Origin of the sequence: Brevundimonas pondensis (assembly GCF_017487345.1) — a bacterium.
In the GTDB taxonomy this organism is placed as follows: Bacteria; Pseudomonadota; Alphaproteobacteria; order Caulobacterales; family Caulobacteraceae; genus Brevundimonas; species Brevundimonas pondensis.
The window spans coordinates 1,786,287-1,803,830 of record NZ_CP062006.1 but is presented as its reverse complement, the minus strand read 5'-3'; the positions used below and the strand labels follow the sequence as shown (position 1 = coordinate 1,803,830).

Here is a 17,544-nt window from a genome sequence, read left to right as displayed (position 1 = left end):
GCGAAGCCTTGCCGTAAGGGTTCTTGAGGCCCTGCGCGCCGAGGCCGCAGATCAGACGGACCGCTGGCGTTTGTGGGCGCCGGTCTTCTTCGGCGGTGGCTGTGCGATCTATTTCACCCTGACGACCGAACCGGCGGGGTGGCCGCTGATGCTAGCGGCGGTGTTGACCGGCGCAGCGTGGCTGGCGGGGCGGCGATACGGGCTGGCGCGGCGCTGGACCTTGATGCTGCTGATGCTGGCCTGCCTGTGCGGCGGGGCGGCGGTCGCCAAGCTGCGGACCGAGGCGGTCAGCGGGCCGATCGCGCCGGCCTTGGCCGAACCCACCGTGGTCGAGGCCTGGGTCATGGATGTCGATAGTCCCGGCGAGCGCGGCGCACGAATCGTCGTGGCGCCGGTGCGGATCAGAGGACTGGCGGCCGAGGCGACGCCGGTGCGGTTGCGGGCCACCGTGCGAGGCGAGCCGCCGGCGCCGGGGACGGCGGTGCGGCTCTATGGCATTCTGAACCCGCCGCCGTCGCCAGCCAGTCCGGGGGCCTATGACTTCGGTCGCAACGCCTTCTTCCAGGGCATGGGCGGGACCTTGTTCGCCTTGGGCCAGACGCGGCCGACAGTCCTGCCCGAACCGCCGTGGCGGGTGCGGATGGCGATGAAGATCAATGCTGCCCGCTATGCCCTGGCGCAGCGGATCGTGGCGCGGTTGGGCGAGCGGACTGGCGGGATCGCCGCCGCCATGACCACAGGGCACGAGACCTGGATCGGGCGCGAGGATCTGGACGCCATGCGCGATTCCGGGCTGGCGCACATCCTGTCGATCTCGGGCCTGCACATGGCCATTGTCGGGGGCTTTGTCTTCTTTGCGGTGCGGTTGGGCGTCGCGGTCTGGCCGTGGCTGGCGTTGCGGGTGTCGGGCAAGAAGGTGGCGGCGGTCGCGGGTCTGATCGCGGTGGGGACCTATCTGGTGGTGTCGGGCGCGCCGCCACCGGCCGAGCGGGCGGCGATCACCGCCTCCATCGCCTTTGTCGCCATCCTGCTGGACCGGCAGGCGGTGACCATGCACGCCCTGGCGGTGGCGGCCTTTGCGGTGCTGTTGCTGCAGCCCGAGGCCATCGTCACGCCGGGGTTCCAGATGTCGTTCGCAGCGACGGCCGCTCTGGTGGCCTTGGTCGAGGTCTGGCCGCGCCGGATCAAGGAGATTTCCGCACCCTGGCCCATCGTGGCGACGCAGCGGCTGGGAAGCTGGCTGCTGGTCGCCTGTACGGCCAGTCTGGTGGCCGGCATGGCGACGGCGCCGTTCGCCATGCAGCATTTCAACCGCACCGCGGTCTATGGCCTGATCGCCAACCTGGGCACGGCGCCGATCGCGGACTTCATCCTGATGCCGGCCCTGGCGTTGGGCGCGGCGTTGGAGCCGCTGGGGCTGGGCGCGCCCTTCCTGTGGCTGGCGGGCAAGGGCGTTGAGCTGATGCTGGCCATCGGCCACTGGACGGCGGGCCTGCCGGGCGCGGTGCAGGCCATCGCCAGCGCGCCAGCGGCGGCCCTGCCGGTCGCTTTTCTCGGCATCGTTTTCATCTGCCTGTGGCGGGGACGGCTGCGCTGGCTGGGTCTGCCGCTGGCGGCGGCGGTGCTAGTCTGGCCGCGTCCGGCGGCGCCCGATCTATGGATCGGGGATGGCGGGACCAATGCAGCCTGGCGTCAGGCCGAGGCGGCGGTTGTGGTGCGGCCCGGCGTGCGGCAGTTCGCGGCGGACCTGTGGTCGCGGCGGCGGGGACTGGAACTGACGCCGAGGCCGAAGGAGGGCTGGACCTGCAAGCGGTCGTTCTGCGCGCCGGAAACCAGCGAGGCCGGGCCGGTGGCGCTGTGGTGGGGCAAGAAGGCGCCGTCGGTGGAACAGTTGGAAGCCCTGTGCCGTTCGGCGGAGGTCGTCAGCAGCCGCGCTGAATTGCCGTCCTTGCCCGCGTCATGCGCAGGGCGGCTGGTGCTGGACGGCGTGGACTATGGGCGCGGCGGCTCGGTCGAACTTTGGCGTGTCGGCGCGGGATGGAAGGCCGTGTGGGCGGCGGACGTCAGGGGGCAGAGGCCCTGGACGCGGCAGGCCGACCCCGACTTCAGTGATAGCGGCGGATGAGGCCGACCAGCTTGCCCTGAACCGCGACCTGGTCCGAGCCGTAGATCTTGGTCTCGTAATTGCGGTTGGCGGGCTCCAGGGCGATGGAGGCTCCCTTTTTACGCAGGCGCTTTAGGGTGGCCTGTTCGCCCTCGACCAGGGCCACGACGATCTCGCCGGACGAGGCGTCGGCGGTCGATTTGATGATGACCATGTCGCCGTTGAGGATGCCGGCCTCGATCATCGAGTCGCCCTCGATCTCGAGCAGATAGTGTTCGCCCGCGCCCAACATGGTCTCCGGCACCGGATAGCGGGCGGTCTCATGCTCGATGGCGTCGATAGGCGTGCCCGCTGCGATCTTGCCCATCATGGACAGTTCACGCGTGTCGTTGGCCGGTTCGGCCGCCTTGGGACGACCGCCGCCCTCGATCACGCCGGGCTTGAAGCCCGCGTGGCCGCGCGGCGCGCCCGCCGTGGCCTGTTCAGGCAGCTTGGTTACTTCCAGCGCGCGGGCGCGGTGGGCCAGACGGCGGATGAAGCCGCGTTCCTCCAGCGCCGTGATCAGGCGGTGGATGCCCGACTTGGACGCCAGATCCAGCGCCTCCTTCATCTCGTCGAAGGAGGGCGAGACGCCCGTTTCCTGAATCCGCTCGTGAATGAACATCAGGAGTTCGTGCTGCTTCTTGGTGAGCATGGGCGCAAGGCTTCCAGAACAAGGCGTGAACCGTTGAGGATGTTCTGTAAGTGTTCTTGCTGAATGTCAACTCGGCTGCGCTCGACCGGCGTTGTCGCTCAAACCCCAATGGCAGCAGGATTTTCATAAGCGTGAGGGCAGCGGACGTTAGATTCCAAGGATGCTGACCGGCCTGTCTTCATCAGTGCGTTCTTCCAACCAGTCGGCCAACGCCCTGAACAATGCATCTCTAGATGTTGCGTCAGGGAGAACGTCAGCCTCGCTCCGTAGGCGCTTGGCCAAGCGTGCACGGGCGTGGGCATTCAGTTCGAACGTGCCGTATCGATGCCCCGCGGTCCAATCTGGCGCTACGGCGCGGAGATGGGGCTCAACGAGGTCAAAGGCTTCCTCGCTGAGTGCAATACCAGCACCGATTTTCCCAGGCGAGCGCCCGTCGGCGAATTGAATCGTCTCTCCGCCAACAAGCCCAGTGGTAAAAGCGAAGTCATCGGGTTTTGACACGAACGGCCCTCCACCAGACCTGCGCGGCTCGTTCCAAGAAACTAGCTCAACGACAGCAGGGCTTTGGTCGCCGCCTCAACATCCTCCTGACGCATCAGGCTTTCGCCGACGAGGATGGCCTGGGCGTGGGCGTCGGCGACGCGCTGGACGTCGTCGGGGGTGAAGATGCCGCTTTCGGCGACCAGCAGGGCCTTGACGGGGCTGAGCATGGACAGGCGCTCGGTGGCGTCGAGGTCGACCTCGAAGGTGCGTAAGGAGCGGTTGTTGATGCCGACCAGATCGCCGCCCAGTTTGCAGGCGCGGGCCATCTCGGCCTCGTCGTGGGTCTCGATCAGAGCGTCCATGTCGAAGCGCTCGGCCTCGGCCAGCAGGTCGGCGGCCAGGGCGTCGTCCACCATGGCCAGGATGATCAGGATGCAGTCGGCGCCCAGGGCGCGGCTCTCGGCAACCTGCCAGGGATCGACCAGGAAGTCCTTGCGCAGGCAGGGCAGGACGACGGCGTCGCGGGCGGCGGCCAGGAAGGCGTCATCGCCCTGGAAGCTGGGGCCGTCGGTCAGGACCGACAGGCAGGTGGCGCCGCCGCACTCATAGGCTTTTGCGAGGGCGGGCGGGTCGAAGTCGGCGCGGATCAAGCCCTTGGACGGACTGGCCTTCTTGATCTCGGCGATCAGGGCGGGGCGGCCGGTGTCCTCAGAGACGCGTTCCAGGGCGGCGCGGAAACCGCGCGGGGCCGAGGCCTGGGCGGCGAGGGCCTCGATGGAGGATTGTGAGGTCGCGGCCTTGCGGGCGGCCACGTCTTCGCGCTTGTAGGCGGCGATCTTCGCCAGAACGTCGGTCATGCGGCCTCGGGATCGATGGGGGTGTTGGTGACGCGCACCAGGGTTTCCAGCGCGGCGGCTGCCCGCCCGTCGTCGATGACGGCGGCGGCCAGTTCGGCGCCTTCGCGCAGGTCGGCGGCGCGGTCGGCCACGACCAGGGCGGCGGCGGCGTTCAGTACGACGATGTCGCGATAGGGACCGCGCTCGCCCGCCAGCAGGGCCTTCAGCGCCGCCGCATTATGCTCGGCGTCGCCGCCACGCAGATCGTCCAGCGTCGCCAGCGGCAGTCCGGCGTCGGCGGGGGTGACGGTGAAGCGGCGGACGGCGCCGTCCTTCCATTCCGCCACCTCGGTCTGGCCTGTGGTGGTCAGCTCGTCCAGGCCCTGACCGTGGACGGTCCAGGCGCGACGCGCGCCAAGACGGCCCAGGACCTCGGCCAAAGGCTCCAGCAGGGCGGGATCATAGACGCCCATGACCTGTCGCGTCGCATGGGCCGGATTACAAAGTGGCCCCAGAAGATTGAAAACCGTGCGGAAACCGATCTCGGCGCGCACCGGCCCGACGTGACGCATGGCCCCGTGATAGGTGGGGGCGAACAAGAAGGCGATGCCGGCCTGATCCAGGGCGCGGGCCTGTTGCGGGATGGTGGCGTCCAGGTTGACGCCCAGCGCCGCCAGGACGTCGGACGAGCCGGACTTGGAGCTGATGGCGCGGTTGCCGTGCTTGGCGACCTTGAGCCCCGCGCCCGCCAGGACGAAGGCGGCGGCCGTCGAGACGTTATAGGTGTGCTGGCCGTCGCCGCCGGTGCCGCAGGTGTCGATCACCTCGCCGAAGGGGTGATCCAGCGACAGGGCGGCGTCGCGCATGGCGGTGGCGAAGGCGACGATCTCGTCCACCGTCTCGCCGCGGATGCGCAGAGCGGTGACGGCGGCGGCGACCTGTGACGGGGTCGGTTCGCCGCGCAGGCAGGCGGAGAAGAAGGCGTGGGCTTCATCCGGGGTCAGGACGCGTCCGTCGACCAGCTTGCCCAGCAGAGGCTTGAAACCGTCCATGGCCTCAGACCGTCGCCAGCCGTTTGACGCCCGCCAGATCGAGGAAGTTGGCGATCATCTCGTGGCCGTGCTCGGTGGCGATGGATTCCGGGTGGAACTGGACGCCATGGATCGGCCGTGTGCGGTGGGCCAGACCCATGATCTCGCCGTCGGCGGTCCAGGCGGTGACTTCCAGCTCATCTGGAAGGGTTTCGCGACACACAGCCAGAGAGTGATAGCGGGTGGCCGTGAAGGGCGACGGCAAACCCTTGAACAGGCTGTGACCCTCATGCTCGATCGGCGAGGTCTTGCCGTGCATCAGGGTCTTGGCGCGGATCACCTCACCACCGAAGGCCTGTCCGATGGCCTGATGGCCCAGGCAGACGCCGAAGATGGGCATGTCCAGCGGCGCTGTCTTCAGGATGGGCAGGCAGATGCCAGCCTGATCGGGCGCACAGGGACCGGGCGATAGCAGGACGGCCTCGGGCTTCAGGGCCCAGGCTTCCTCCACCGTCAGGTCGTCGTTGCGGACGACGTGCGTCTGGGCGCCCAGCTCCGCGAGGTAGTGGACGAGGTTGTAGGTAAAGCTGTCGTAGTTATCGACGACGAGGATCATGGCAGGGTTCTTAGGACGGGAGGGACGACGCGCCAAGCGAAGGCGGGAGGAAAGCGGACGTTAAGCTGTCCGCGCGATACAGGAGCATCGCCATCGGAAGAAATCCGTCTTGACCCGCTTAGAAGCCATCCGCGACGCCCAGGCCCTGCTCAATGAGCCGGCCACAGAGCAACCCAAGCCGCTGCGCCTGCTGGCGGCGGCGGCCTTCGCCGCGACGGCGGCGGTGATGCTGGCGGGGACCATGGTCGTGGGCCCCGGCGTGTCGTTCGACCAGGGTTCCACGGTTTCCAATCCTTAGATCTTGCCGTCGGCGCCCTGGCCGCGAGTGGTCGCGGTGAATCGCCACGCATCCTCGGCCGCCTTCATCGGGGCGCGGGCCTTGGCCAGGGTTTCGGCGTACTCGGCGGCGGGATCGCTGTCGGCGACGACGCCGGCGCCGGCCTGAACGAAGATCTTGTCTTTAGCGAACATGGCGGTCCGCAGGACGATGCAGATGTCCGCTTCGCCATTGGCCGAGATATAGCCCACGCCGCCGCCATAGCCGACGCCGCGTTTCTCGGTCTCCAGCTCGTCGATGATCTCCATGGCCCGCACCTTGGGCGCGCCGGACAGGGTGCCGGCGGGCAGGGCGGCCAGCAGCGTGTCCACCGCATCAAGTTTCGGATCAGCGGCGCCGTGCACGTTCGACACGATGTGCATGACCTGGCTGTAGCGCTCGACGACGAAGCTCTCCGTCACCTCGACCGAGCCGGGCGATGAGACGCGGCCCACGTCGTTGCGGCCCAGATCGAGCAGCATCAGGTGTTCGGCGCGTTCCTTGGGATCGGCCAGAAGCTCGGCCTCCAGCGCCTTGTCCAGTTCCGGCGTGGCGCCGCGCGGGCGGGTGCCGGCCAGGGGGCGGATGGTGACGCGGCCGTCCTTCAACCGGACAAGGATTTCCGGGCTGGACCCAGCCAGTTGGAAGTCCACGTAATCGAGGAAGAAGAGATAGGGCGACGGGTTGCCGCGACGCAGCGAGCGATAGAAGGCGAAGGGGTCCTGGCTCCACGGCGCCGAGAAGCGGTGGGCCAGGACGACCTGGAAGATGTCGCCGGCGGCGATGTAGTCCTTGGCCCTGGCCACCATGGCGTCGAACCCGGCGGCGTCGACCGGCGAGCGGAAATCGGGGGCGGGGACCGGTTCGGCCTCGCGCTGGATCGGCAGCGGGCCGCGCAGGCGGTCCTCGAAATCCTCGAGGCGGGCGATGGCGGCGTTGAAGGCCGTGTCGGGATCAGCACCGCTGTCGGGATAGGCGGCGGCGATCAGGACGATCTCGTGCTTCACGGAATCGAAGATGGCCACCAGCGACGGGCGCGCCATGACGGCGTCGGGCAGGTTCAGCGGGTCGGGGTTCGCCGGGCCCAGCGGCTCCAGCAGACGCACCATGTCGTAGCCGAAGACGCCGAACAGGCCGGCGGCCATGGGGGGCAGGTCGTCGGGGAGGTCGAACCGGGTGGCGGCGATCAGGGCGCGAAGCGATTCCAGCGCGGGTCGGTCCTCGGCCGTGAAGCGGTCGGCCAGGACGGCCTCGCCCCGCGCCATCTCGGCCTGACCGTCACGGCAGCGCCAGACCACGTCGGGGGCCAGGGTGACGATCGAGTAGCGGCCGTTCACAGCGCCGCCTTCGACCGATTCCAGCAGGCTGGCGTAGGGCCGACCGTGACCGACCTTGAGGAAGGCCGAGACGGGCGTCTCCAGGTCGTCGATCAAGCGACGCACGACGACCTGGGGGCGGCCTGATTTCAGGCCCGAGACAAACGCAGCGCGTTCAGCTTCCTGTCCGAGGCCTGCACTCATTTCTTGGCGGGCGCAGGGGCGGCCGGCGCCGCCGGAGCTGTTGCCGGAGCTTCGATGCCCAGGGCGGCGATGGCGGCGGCGGGATCGTTCTTGGCCTTCACCCGCGCGGCGGCGGCGTTGAAGCTTTGCTCGACCATGGCGTTGGCCAGTTCCTGGGTCAGGCGCGGACGGACCTGCTCGACCAGCGGGGCGGCCAGAGCCGGCACGGCGCCGTGGATGGCATCGACGCGGCCGACGACATAGCCAGCCTGACCCTGATCGGCAAAGACCTGACCCTTGCCTTGTCCGAACAGCCCGCGCAGGACGCCCTCACCCAACTGGGCTTGTACGTCCCGGCTTTGCTGCACGCCGGTGCGGGCCACGAGGGTTGCGTTCACCGAGGCGGCGACCTTGGCGATGTCCTCGCCGCCGCGAACACGACCGGCCAGTTCTTCGGCTTTCGCCGACAGGCGGCGGGCGTTTTCGCGCAGGGTCCATTGCTGGGCCAGGGGCGCGCGAACTTCAGCCAGCGTCGGCAGGGCGGCGGGACGGATATCGTCCACGCGAACTGCAAAATACTGGCCTTCGCCGGCATCGATCAGATCGCTTTCGCCACCCTTGGCCAGGGCGTAGGCGGACTCGAAGATCTGACGCGGGGCGTTCATCGGCTGACCGTCGGGCAGGCGTCCCTCGGCGGTGACCGGCGGCAGCTGGATCATGCGCGCGCCGACGGCCTGGGCGGCGTCAGCGAGGTTCTTGCCCTCCTGACGGGCCTTCTCATACTGCTCAACCTTGGCGTAGGTCGCAGCCTTCACGTCTTCGGCGCGCAGTTCTTGAACCAGGGCGCCGCGGACGCTTTCCAGGGTGGCGGGGGCGCCGGCGGTGATACCGGTGAGCTTGGCGACCGTGAAGCCGACGCGACCCTGGATCGGGTTGGAAACCTGGTTGGCGGGCAAGGCGAAGACGGCGGCGCCGACAGCGGGGTCGCCCAGGGCGCTTTGCGGAGTATCGGCGTAGTTGCTGACTTCGATCCCGTTGGCCGAGGCGACTTCAGCCGGGGCTTTGCCAGCACGCAGATCCGCGGCGATGCGGTCTGCGGCTGCCTTGTTCGGCACGGTCAGGGTGACGAAGGTGCGCTTTTCCGGATTGGTCAGCGCGGCCTTGCGGAACTCGAAGCGCTCGCGGATGCGTTCTTCGGTGATCGGGGCGGGTTGGCTGTTCGGGCCAGGCGAGAACAGGACCAGCGAGATCATGCGGAATTCGGGGCGACGCAGTTGAGCAGCGTTTTCGTTGATGAAGGCGGTCAGCTGGGCGTCAGTCGGGGCCGGCGCTGAACCAGCCATCGCCTGGGTTACCGTAAACCAGCGGCCGTCACGCGTCTCCAGCGCCTGACCGGCCAGCAAGGCGCCGTAGATGCGGGGCACACGGGCGCCCGCGAAGACGCCTGCGCCGAACTGGCTGGCGACGTATTGGTCGCGAAGGTCCTGCTCCAGCATTTCCGAGGTCAGGCCCTGAGCGGCGAGCGCCTGCTCATAACGGTCCTGATCGAACTGGCCGCTGACCTGATTGAAGAAGGCCGGAATCTGGCGGATTTCCTTCAGCACCAGTTCCTTGCCGGGGCGGATGCCGGCGTTCCAGGCCCAGGCCAGGAAGCCCAGACGTTGCGTCTGGCTTTCCAGGTACTGGGTGTGGATGTTCTCCTTGACCATATCCTCAAAGGAGACGGGACGTCCGGCCTGCTCTTGCAGGTTGTTGCGCACGCGCTCGAAATCGCCGCGGAACTGCTGGGCGCCGATGCTGCGGTCGCCAGCGTCAATGACATGTTTGGGACCGAAGCTGGCGAAGACATCGGTCTGAGAGCCGCCCACGATCAGGAAGCTGAGGATCAGCAGGGCGAACAGGCCCGCAGCCCATTTCGATTTGGCGAAGTTGCGGAACAGCGTGATCATCGAGACAGAAACCTGACGAGGGCCGGCGTCAAAGGGGCGCCACCGTCGCGTATAGGGGCAGTCCCTAGGGCGCCGCAAGCGGACGCGCCCCAACATCTTGGCTTCCGCGACAACGGCGCCTAAAGAGGCCCCATGAAACAATCTGTGAAGCTGGTCGCCGGCAACTGGAAAATGAACGGTCTGGGCGCGAGCCTGGGCGAGGCTGAGGCTCTGGCGAAAGCCTTGCAGGAACAGGCCGCAGCCTGTCGCGTGGCCCTGTGTCCGCCTGCGACCCTGATTGATCGGATGGCGCGTGTTCTGGCTGACACCCCTGTCGAACTGGGTGGTCAGGACTGCCATGCGGAGGCTTCGGGCGCTTTCACCGGATCGGTGTCCGCCGCCATGGTGGCTGATGCGGGAGCCGATCTGGTGATTCTTGGCCACTCGGAACGCCGCGCCGGTTTTGGCGAGACGGACGCCGATGTCGCCGCCAAGGTCGAGGCGGCGCTGGCCGCGGGTCTGGAGCCCATCATCTGCATCGGCGAGACCCTGGCCGAGCGCGAAGCAGGGCAGGCGATCGCCGTCGTCAGCCGTCAGGTGGCCGGTTCGCTGCCGCCGTCGCTGTCGGGCAAGGCTTTCGCGGTCGCCTATGAGCCGGTCTGGGCCATCGGCACGGGCCTTACGCCGACGCTGGAACAGATCGAAGAAGTCCATGCCGCCGTGCGCGCCGCGATGGTGGCCAAGCTGGGTGAGGGCGGTCGTGTCGCGCCCATCCTCTATGGCGGCTCGGTCAAGCCGTCGAACGCCGCCGAGATTTTGGCTGTGGCTGACGTCGGCGGCGCTCTGGTCGGCGGCGCCTCGCTGAAGGCCGAGGATTTCCTGGGCATTATCCGCGCCGTCTAGACGAGGATTTCGAGCCACAGTTCGTTCGGCGTTTGCCCCGGTCCCGCATCGGTGTTAGACGCCGCCGCTTGATCGGCGCATCTGCGCGCCCACATGATTGACACCATGCTCCAGACCATCTTGCTCGTCGCCATGATCCTGATCTCGGTCGCCCTGACGGCCGTGATCCTGCTGCAACGTTCCGAGGGCGGCGCCCTGGGCATGGGCGGAGGCCCGTCGGGCTTCATGACCGCGCGCGGCGCGGGCAACCTGCTGACGCGGGCCACGTCGATCCTGGCCATCGCCTTCTTTGTTTGCGCCATCAGCCTGACCATCGCCGGCAACTTTGCTCGCGGTTCGCGTTCGGTGATCGACGCCGACGCCGTCGGAGCCATCGCCGTGGGCAATGAGCAGCAGACGGCTCCGGCTGAACCGGCTGCTCCGACGCCGACCGCACCGGTCGCCCCGTCGCTGGACGATCTGGAAGCCAGCCTCCCGGCCGCTTCCGCTCCGGCCCCGGCGCCCGCACCGGCGCAGTAAGCCGCCGACAGATACGAAATCCCCGAAAGCGCGCCGCAGGGCGCGCTTTCTTCTTTTGTTCAACAGATGTTTTGCGTCGGGCCATGCTCCCGCCGCGAATCATGGAGTAAGGTGTCCGCCCATGGCTCGCTATGTGTTCATCACCGGCGGCGTGGTTTCCTCGCTAGGAAAAGGCCTCGCCTCCGCCGCTCTCGGCGCTCTTTTGCAGGCACGAGGTTACAAGGTCCGTCTGCGTAAGCTGGACCCCTATCTGAACGTCGATCCGGGGACGATGAGCCCCTATCAGCACGGCGAGGTCTTCGTGACCGACGACGGCGCCGAGACCGACCTCGATCTGGGCCACTATGAGCGCTTCACGGGCGTTTCGGCCGCCAAGTCGGACAACGTCACGACGGGCCGCATCTATTCGACCATCCTGGAGAAGGAGCGTCGTGGCGACTACCTGGGCGCCACCGTTCAGGTGATCCCGCACGTCACTGACCAGATCAAGCAGTTCTGCCTCAGCCCGGCCAAGACCGATGACGGCGAGGACGTGGACTTCGTTCTGGTCGAGATCGGCGGCACCGTCGGGGACATCGAGGGCCTGCCCTTCTTCGAGGCCATCCGCCAGCTGGGCCAGGATCTGCCGCGCGGCCAGTCCTGCTTCGTCCATCTGACTCTGCTGCCGTTCATCAAGACGGCTGGCGAAATGAAGACCAAGCCGACCCAGCACTCGGTCAAGGAACTGCGCTCCATCGGCATCCAGCCGGATATCCTGCTGTGCCGCTGTGAACAGCCGATCCCGGCCGAGGAAAAGCGCAAGATCGGCCAGTTCTGCAATGTGCGCGAAAGCGGCGTGATCCAGGCCATGGACTCAGCCGACATCTACGCCGTGCCGCTGGACTATCACCGCGAAGGGCTGGACAGCGAAGTCCTGGCCCACTTCGGCATCACCGATGCCCCCCAGCCCGATCTGACCGGCTGGGAAGAGATCGTGCGCCGTCGTCTGCACCCGGACGGCGAAGTCACCATCGCCGTGGTCGGCAAATATACCGTGCTCAAGGACGCCTATAAGTCCCTGATCGAGGCGCTGCATCACGGCGGCGTGGCCAACAACGTCAAGGTCAACATCGACTGGGTTGAGGCCGACACTTTTGAGGGCGATCCTGAGGCTTGCGAGACCCGTCTGGCGGGCGCGCATGCGGTCCTGGTCCCCGGCGGCTTCGGCGAGCGCGGCGCCGAGGGCAAGATCGAGGCGGCGCGTTTCGCCCGTGAGCGCAATATTCCTTACTTCGGTATCTGCTTCGGCATGCAGATGGCCGTGATCGAGGCGGCGCGGAATCTGGCGGGCTTCCCCAAGGCGACCTCGACCGAGTTCGGCCCTGCCGACGAACCCGTCGTCGGCCTGATGACCGAATGGACGCAAGGCAACCAGCGCGTGCTGCGTCAGCAGGGTGGCGATCTGGGTGGCACCATGCGTTTGGGCGCCTATGACTCGACGCTCAAGGCGGGCTCCAGGATCGCCGAGATCTATGGCGCGACCGAGATCAGCGAGCGTCACCGTCACCGCTACGAGGTGAATATCAACTACCGTGACGCGATCGAGGAAAAGGCGGGCCTGGTCTTTGCCGGCCTGTCGCCTGACGGCGTCCTGCCGGAAACGGTGGAGCGTCCGGACCATCCCTGGTTCATCGGCGTGCAGTACCATCCGGAGCTGAAGAGCCGCCCGTTCAAGCCACACCCGCTGTTCGCCAGCTTCATAGGCGCCGCCGTGGTGCAGAGCCGTCTGGTCTGACGGGCTCTGGCGTCCAAGGACAGGAAGGGCCCGGCGTACAAGCGCCGGGCTTTTTTGTTGTTTGATCTTAAGAAAGAAAAAGGCGCCGAGCGTTTCCGCTCGGCGCCTTGATCGTCAGACTGATCCAGGGATCAGCAGCTGTAGTACATGTCGAATTCGACCGGGTGCGGGTGCAACTGCAGACGGGCGACCTCTTCCGACTTCAGCGCGATGTAGCTGTCGATGAAGTCGTCATCCATGACGCCGCCCTTCTTGAGGAAGGCGCGGTCGGCGTCGAGGGCTTCCAGAGCTTCCTTCAGCGAACCGGCGACCTCGGGGATCGAGCCGCGCTCTTCCGGCGGAAGATCGTAGAGGTTCTTGTCGGCGGCGGCGCCCGGATCGATGCGGTTCTCGATGCCGTCAAGGCCAGCCATCAGCAGAGCGACAAAGGTCAGGTAGGGGTTGCCCATCGGGTCGGGGAAACGGGCTTCCAGACGCTTGGCCTTGGGCGACGAGACGTGCGGGATGCGGATCGAGGCCGAACGGTTGCTGGCCGAATAGGCCAGCTTCACCGGGGCTTCATAGCCGGGCACCAGGCGCTTGTAGGAGTTGGTGGTCGAGTTGGCGAAGGCGTTGATGGCCTTGGCGTGCTTGATGATGCCGCCGATGTACCACAGACACTCTTGCGACAGCCCGGCGTACTTGTCGCCGGCGAACTGGGGCTTGCCGTCCTTCCAGATCGACATGTGGACGTGCATGCCCGAGCCGTTGTCGGCGAACATGGGCTTGGCCATGAAGGTCGCCGACTTGCCGTAGGCGGCGGCCACGTTGTGGATCACGTATTTGTAGAGCTGCAGGCGGTCGGCCATGGTCAGCAGGTCGCTGAACTTCAGGCCCAGTTCGTGCTGCGCCGGGGCGACCTCGTGGTGATGCTTCTCCGGGTCCATGCCCAGGTCCTTCATCACGCCCAGCATTTCGCCGCGCAGGTCCTGGGCCGAGTCGACCGGGTTGACGGGGAAGTAGCCGCCCTTGTGGCCCGGACGGTGGCCCAGGTTGCCCTCGGCGTATTCAGCCCCGGTGTTGGACGGCAGTTCGATCGAGTCGAAGCTGTAGCCGGTGTTGTGCGGAGCGGTGTTCCAGCGCACGTCGTCGAAGATAAAGAACTCGGCTTCCGGGCCAAAATAGACCACATCGCCCACGCCCGAGGACTGAACATAGGCCAGGGCCTTCTTGGCCATCGAGCGGCTGTCGCGGTTGTAGGGTTCGCCCGTGTCGGGGCTGAGGACGTCGCAGAACAGGAAGAGCGTGGTCTGTTGATAGAAGGGGTCGATGTAGGCGCGCGTCAGGTCCGGCTTCAGCAGCATGTCGGACTCGTTGATGGCCTTCCAGCCCGCGATCGACGAGCCGTCGAACATGGTGCCTTCTTCCAGGAACTCCTCATCGACCATGTCGATGTCGAAGGTCACGTGCTGCAGGCGGCCGCGCGTGTCGGTGAAGCGGATATCGACGTACTGGACGTCTTTTTCCTTGATCTCTTGAAGGATCTTTTGGGCGGCGCTCATTCTCGAAGTCCTGTCAGTTCGGGGAGGAGAAACGAAAAGCGGCCGCCCTTGCGGGACGGCCGTGGTGGTGGGGTCAGATAGCCTGGGCGCCGGTTTCGCCGGTGCGGATACGGATCACGTCTTCCAACGCGGAGACGAAGATCTTTCCGTCGCCGATCTTGCCGGTGCGGGCGGCGGTCTGGATGGCGTCGATGACGGCGGGAGCCAGATCATCGGCCACGACGACCTCGATCTTGATCTTGGGCAGGAAGTCGATGACGTACTCGGCGCCGCGATAGAGCTCGGAATGACCCTTCTGACGGCCGTATCCCTTGGCCTCCAGCACAGTCATCCCCTGCACCCCGATGTCCTGGAGAGCGTCTTTCACTTCATCCAGCTTGAACGGCTTGATGACGGCTTCAATCTTCTTCATGGCGAGTCCCGAGCCGGCTCCCTTGGTTGGTCCGACGCTCGGGGGGTAAAGGGACATTGCATTGCACAATAAGGCAAGCAATTTTCGTGCGTAGAGGCCATCCGTGAACGGAATTCGATCATGAACCCGATCAACGACCCCATGACATGGCAAGGCCGGCTGCCCTGGCCCGGCGCAGAGGCGCACAAGCATGCGCGCGGCCGTCTCGGGGTGGTGTCCGGCGGCGCTCTGTCGACCGGTGCGGCCAGGCTGGCCGCGCGGGCGGGCCTGAGAATCGGCGCGGGTCTGGTGAAGTTGTTCTGTCCGCCGGATGCGGCGCCCGTTCTGGCTCCGACGCTCGAAGCGGTCATGTTGGCCAGCTTCGTGTCGGGAGATCAACTGGCGGAGCTAGCCCAACCGATGGACGCTGTGGTCATCGGGCCCGCTGCAGGTCTTACCGATGCGACAGCGGCCAATGTCGCGGCCCTGGCGCGGACCGGAGCGGCCCTGGTGATCGACGCGGACGCCCTGACCCTGTTTCGTGACCGGCCCGGCGACCTGTTCGCCTGTCTGGACCGCGACGACGTGCTGACGCCGCATGAAGGCGAGTTCGAGCGGCTGTTCCCAGGCCTTCTGGCCAAGGGGCGCGAGGCGGCGGCAATAGAGGCTGCAGAGCGAGTGGGGTGCGTTGTGGTGCTCAAGGGCAGCGCCACCGTCATCGCGGCGCCGGACGGGCGCTGCGTCGTCAACGGCAACGGCGCGCCCTGGCTGGCGACGGCGGGCAGCGGCGACGTTCTGGCAGGGATGATCGGCGGACTGTTGGCCCAGCACATGGACAGCTTCGACGCGGCCTGTGCGGCGGTATGGATGCACGCGGATGCGGCGGGACGGTTCGGACCGGGGTTGATCGCCGAAGACCTGCCGGGACTGATCCCTGGGGTGCTGGCTGGGCTCTATCCCGGCTGAGCCTATGGTGCGGATGAGAGGACTCGAACCTCCACGCCTCTCGGCGCCAGAACCTAAATCTGGTGCGTCTACCAGTTCCGCCACATCCGCACAGGTAGGCGGATGCCTGTAAGCGAGAGCGCGGGCTTGGGCAATCGGCCATTGGCCGCCGGCATGAAAAAAGGCCCCGGAGCAATCCGGGGCCTTTCTCTTTTTTGGCCTATCGCGCTTGCGATGCTTGAGGCCGAGGGGACTGATCCAGGGATCAGTCCTTCTTGTTGTCGACGCCGTGGCCGAGAGCCTCCACAGCCGTTTCCAGCGTGGTGTCTTCGGTGATGTCGATGCCCTTGGCCAGCTTCGAGTGGGCGAAGCCGTAGAGGCCGTAGATCAGGGCGCCGACGACCGCGTAGATGCCCAGGATGGTCAGGGGCAGCGGGTTGTCGTTCAGGGCGTGCTGAACCATGGGGATGAAGTTGAACGAGGCCAGCGCCAGGCAGGCCAGGATGCCCAGAACGGCGGTGACGATGCCGCCCGGAACCTTGAACGGACGCTCCATCTCCGGATGCTTGATGCGCAGGACGATGACCGACAGGCAGACGATGGCGAAGGCCGTGGCCGTGCCCAGCGACACGAGGTCGCCGAGGATCGAGATCGGCAGGAAGGAGGCCGCGATAGCGATCACGATGCCCAGCAGGATGGTGCCGATCCACGGGGTGCGGAACTTCGGGTGGATGGTGGCGAACACCTTCGGCAGCAGGCCGTCGCGGGCCATGGTGTAGAAGATGCGCGTCTGGCCGTAGCAGAGCACCAGCATGACCGAGGACAGGCCGGTGACGGCGCCGATCTTGATCAGGAACGCGATCAGGTTCAGGTGGCCGTTCGGCGCAGCCGCCAGCGGCACATTGGCCCATTCCAGACCCATGCGGTCGATGGCGACGGCGATCGGAGCCGGCGAAGCCAGTTCCAGGTAGGGAACCACGCCGGTCATGACAGCAGCCACGGCCATGTAGATCAGGGTGCAGACGAACAAGGCGCCCAGGATGCCGACCGGCACGTCCTTGGACGGGTTCTTGGCCTCGGCCGCAGCGGTCGAGACGGCCTCGAAGCCGACGTAGGCGAAGAAGATGATCGACGCGCCGCGGAAGATGCCGCCAACGCCGAACTGGTCCCAGCTGTCGCCCTGGGCCGGGATGAAGGGCTGCCAGTTGGCCGGGTTGATGTACTGGATGCCCACCGCGATGAAGGTCAGCAGGACGATGATCTTGATGACGACGATGGCGTTGTTGATGTTCGCCGATTCCGACACGCCCAGGACCAGCAGGCCGCAAACGGCGGCGATGCCGATAGCGGCGACGAGGTTGAAAGTGCCCGTCATCGGGAAGCCTGCATCAGGTCCGCTGGCGACATACTGGATCAGGGGCGTCGCCCACTGGGGACCTTCGCCACCCGCGAAACTTATTGTCGGGAATAGACTGGCGCTGAGGCCGAAGTCGTTCAGGATCGACACGACATAGCCGGACCAGCCGACCGCCACGGTCGAGGCCGCGACGCCGTATTCCAGCACCAGCAGCCAGCCCATGACCCAGGCGAAGACCTCGCCCAGGGTGCCGTAGGCGTAGGTGTAGGCCGAACCCGAAACCGGCATGGTCGAAGCCAGTTCCGCATAGCAGAGGCCCGCCAGACCGCAGGCGATGCCGGCGATGACGAAGGAGAACATGATGGCCGGGCCGGCGTGCGCCGAGGCGACCTGACCCGTCAGCACGAAGATACCGGCGCCGATAATGGCTCCGATCCCCAGGCTCATCAGGTTCATCGGGCCCAGGGTCCGTTTCAGCTCGCTCTTGGCGGCCTCTTTCTGGATCTGAGCAATGGACTTTTTAAGGAATAGCCGGTTGCCGGCTGGCTTTACGCCGTCTGCGGACATGAAGTCGCGCCCCCAATTACGCAACGACCCCTCCCGGGTC

The 17,544-nt window shown here is 66.6% G+C and carries 16 protein-coding genes and 1 tRNA gene; 7 read left to right on the top strand and 10 right to left on the bottom strand.

Annotated elements, in window-relative coordinates:
• The first annotated feature begins 70 nt into the window (after positions 1 to 70).
• Positions 71 to 2,125 (top strand): ComEC/Rec2 family competence protein, encoded by a 2,055-nt coding sequence (locus IFE19_RS08920; RefSeq protein ID WP_225910214.1) that lies wholly within the window; start codon positions 71 to 73, stop codon positions 2,123 to 2,125.
• On the opposite strand, the gene lexA is transcribed toward IFE19_RS08920, so the two are convergent.
• On the bottom strand, positions 2,106 to 2,798 hold the full coding sequence (gene lexA / locus IFE19_RS08915; protein WP_207821535.1) for a transcriptional repressor LexA: 693 nt from the start codon (positions 2,796 to 2,798) through the stop codon (positions 2,106 to 2,108). The genes IFE19_RS08920 and lexA overlap by 20 nt on opposite strands.
• Before the next feature lie 294 nt (positions 2,799 to 3,092).
• On the opposite strand from lexA, the gene IFE19_RS08910 reads away from it, so the two are divergent.
• A complete protein-coding gene (locus IFE19_RS08910; protein ID WP_207821532.1) occupies positions 3,093 to 3,296 on the top strand; it encodes a hypothetical protein in 204 nt (67 codons plus the stop codon).
• A gap of 44 nt (positions 3,297 to 3,340) precedes the next feature.
• Here the strand turns inward: IFE19_RS08910 and trpC are convergent, their stop codons facing one another.
• From trpC to IFE19_RS08895, 3 genes are read right to left on the bottom strand one after another with little or no spacing between them, the layout of a single operon-like run.
• Positions 3,341 to 4,138, bottom strand: a complete 798-nt coding sequence (trpC, locus tag IFE19_RS08905; protein WP_207821530.1) for an indole-3-glycerol phosphate synthase TrpC — start codon at positions 4,136 to 4,138, stop codon at positions 3,341 to 3,343.
• Positions 4,135 to 5,169: an anthranilate phosphoribosyltransferase gene (trpD, locus tag IFE19_RS08900; protein ID WP_207821528.1), complete on the bottom strand. Its 1,035-nt coding sequence runs from the start codon at positions 5,167 to 5,169 to the stop codon at positions 4,135 to 4,137. The genes trpC and trpD overlap by 4 nt, the downstream gene beginning before the upstream one ends.
• A 4-nt stretch (positions 5,170 to 5,173) precedes the next feature.
• Positions 5,174 to 5,764 (bottom strand): anthranilate synthase component II, encoded by a 591-nt coding sequence (locus IFE19_RS08895; RefSeq protein WP_207821527.1) that lies wholly within the window; start codon positions 5,762 to 5,764, stop codon positions 5,174 to 5,176.
• A gap of 109 nt (positions 5,765 to 5,873) precedes the next feature.
• On the opposite strand from IFE19_RS08895, the gene IFE19_RS08890 reads away from it, so the two are divergent.
• Positions 5,874 to 6,062 (top strand): hypothetical protein, encoded by a 189-nt coding sequence (locus IFE19_RS08890; protein ID WP_207821525.1) that lies wholly within the window; start codon positions 5,874 to 5,876, stop codon positions 6,060 to 6,062.
• Here IFE19_RS08890 and trpE read toward each other — a convergent pair.
• Together trpE and IFE19_RS08880 are read right to left on the bottom strand one after the other, a co-directional pair.
• Positions 6,059 to 7,600, bottom strand: coding sequence for an anthranilate synthase component I (gene trpE, locus IFE19_RS08885; protein ID WP_207821523.1), 1,542 nt, complete (start codon positions 7,598 to 7,600; stop codon positions 6,059 to 6,061). The two genes, IFE19_RS08890 and trpE, sit on opposite strands and share 4 nt — an antisense overlap.
• Positions 7,597 to 9,528 carry a peptidylprolyl isomerase gene (locus IFE19_RS08880; RefSeq protein ID WP_207821522.1) on the bottom strand — a complete coding sequence of 644 codons (1,932 nt, stop codon included), beginning with the start codon at positions 9,526 to 9,528 and terminating at the stop codon, positions 7,597 to 7,599. The genes trpE and IFE19_RS08880 overlap by 4 nt, the downstream gene beginning before the upstream one ends.
• Before the next feature lie 132 nt (positions 9,529 to 9,660).
• On the opposite strand from IFE19_RS08880, the gene tpiA reads away from it, so the two are divergent.
• The 3 genes from tpiA (at position 9,661) to IFE19_RS08865 (ending at position 12,703) form a co-directional block, all read left to right on the top strand.
• Entirely contained in the window at positions 9,661 to 10,410 is a 750-nt protein-coding gene (tpiA, locus tag IFE19_RS08875; protein WP_207821520.1) for a triose-phosphate isomerase, read from the top strand.
• Between the two features lie 105 nt (positions 10,411 to 10,515).
• The gene (secG, locus tag IFE19_RS08870; protein ID WP_404822109.1) at positions 10,516 to 10,929 is read left to right on the top strand and encodes a preprotein translocase subunit SecG; all 414 of its coding nucleotides are present in this window, start codon (positions 10,516 to 10,518) and stop codon (positions 10,927 to 10,929) included.
• A 121-nt stretch (positions 10,930 to 11,050) separates the two neighbouring features.
• Positions 11,051 to 12,703 carry a CTP synthase gene (locus IFE19_RS08865; RefSeq protein WP_207821516.1) on the top strand — a complete coding sequence of 551 codons (1,653 nt, stop codon included), beginning with the start codon at positions 11,051 to 11,053 and terminating at the stop codon, positions 12,701 to 12,703.
• Between the two features lie 131 nt (positions 12,704 to 12,834).
• On the opposite strand, the gene glnA is transcribed toward IFE19_RS08865, so the two are convergent.
• Positions 12,835 to 14,244 carry a type I glutamate--ammonia ligase gene (glnA, locus tag IFE19_RS08860; protein ID WP_105563499.1) on the bottom strand — a complete coding sequence of 470 codons (1,410 nt, stop codon included), beginning with the start codon at positions 14,242 to 14,244 and terminating at the stop codon, positions 12,835 to 12,837.
• Between the two features lie 73 nt (positions 14,245 to 14,317).
• Positions 14,318 to 14,656: a P-II family nitrogen regulator gene (locus IFE19_RS08855; protein ID WP_114817034.1), complete on the bottom strand. Its 339-nt coding sequence runs from the start codon at positions 14,654 to 14,656 to the stop codon at positions 14,318 to 14,320.
• A 120-nt stretch (positions 14,657 to 14,776) separates the two neighbouring features.
• Here IFE19_RS08855 and IFE19_RS08850 point away from each other — a divergent pair, with 120 nt between their 5' ends.
• The gene (locus tag IFE19_RS08850; protein ID WP_207821514.1) at positions 14,777 to 15,601 is read left to right on the top strand and encodes an NAD(P)H-hydrate dehydratase; all 825 of its coding nucleotides are present in this window, start codon (positions 14,777 to 14,779) and stop codon (positions 15,599 to 15,601) included.
• A 5-nt stretch (positions 15,602 to 15,606) separates the two neighbouring features.
• Here IFE19_RS08850 and IFE19_RS08845 read toward each other — a convergent pair.
• Both IFE19_RS08845 and IFE19_RS08840 read right to left on the bottom strand, forming a co-directional pair.
• Positions 15,607 to 15,691: transfer RNA gene (locus tag IFE19_RS08845), tRNA-Leu, on the bottom strand.
• Positions 15,692 to 15,845: 154 nt separating this feature from the next.
• Positions 15,846 to 17,504 (bottom strand): amino acid permease, encoded by a 1,659-nt coding sequence (locus IFE19_RS08840; protein ID WP_207821512.1) that lies wholly within the window; start codon positions 17,502 to 17,504, stop codon positions 15,846 to 15,848.
• Between the last annotated feature and the right edge of the window lie 40 nt (positions 17,505 to 17,544).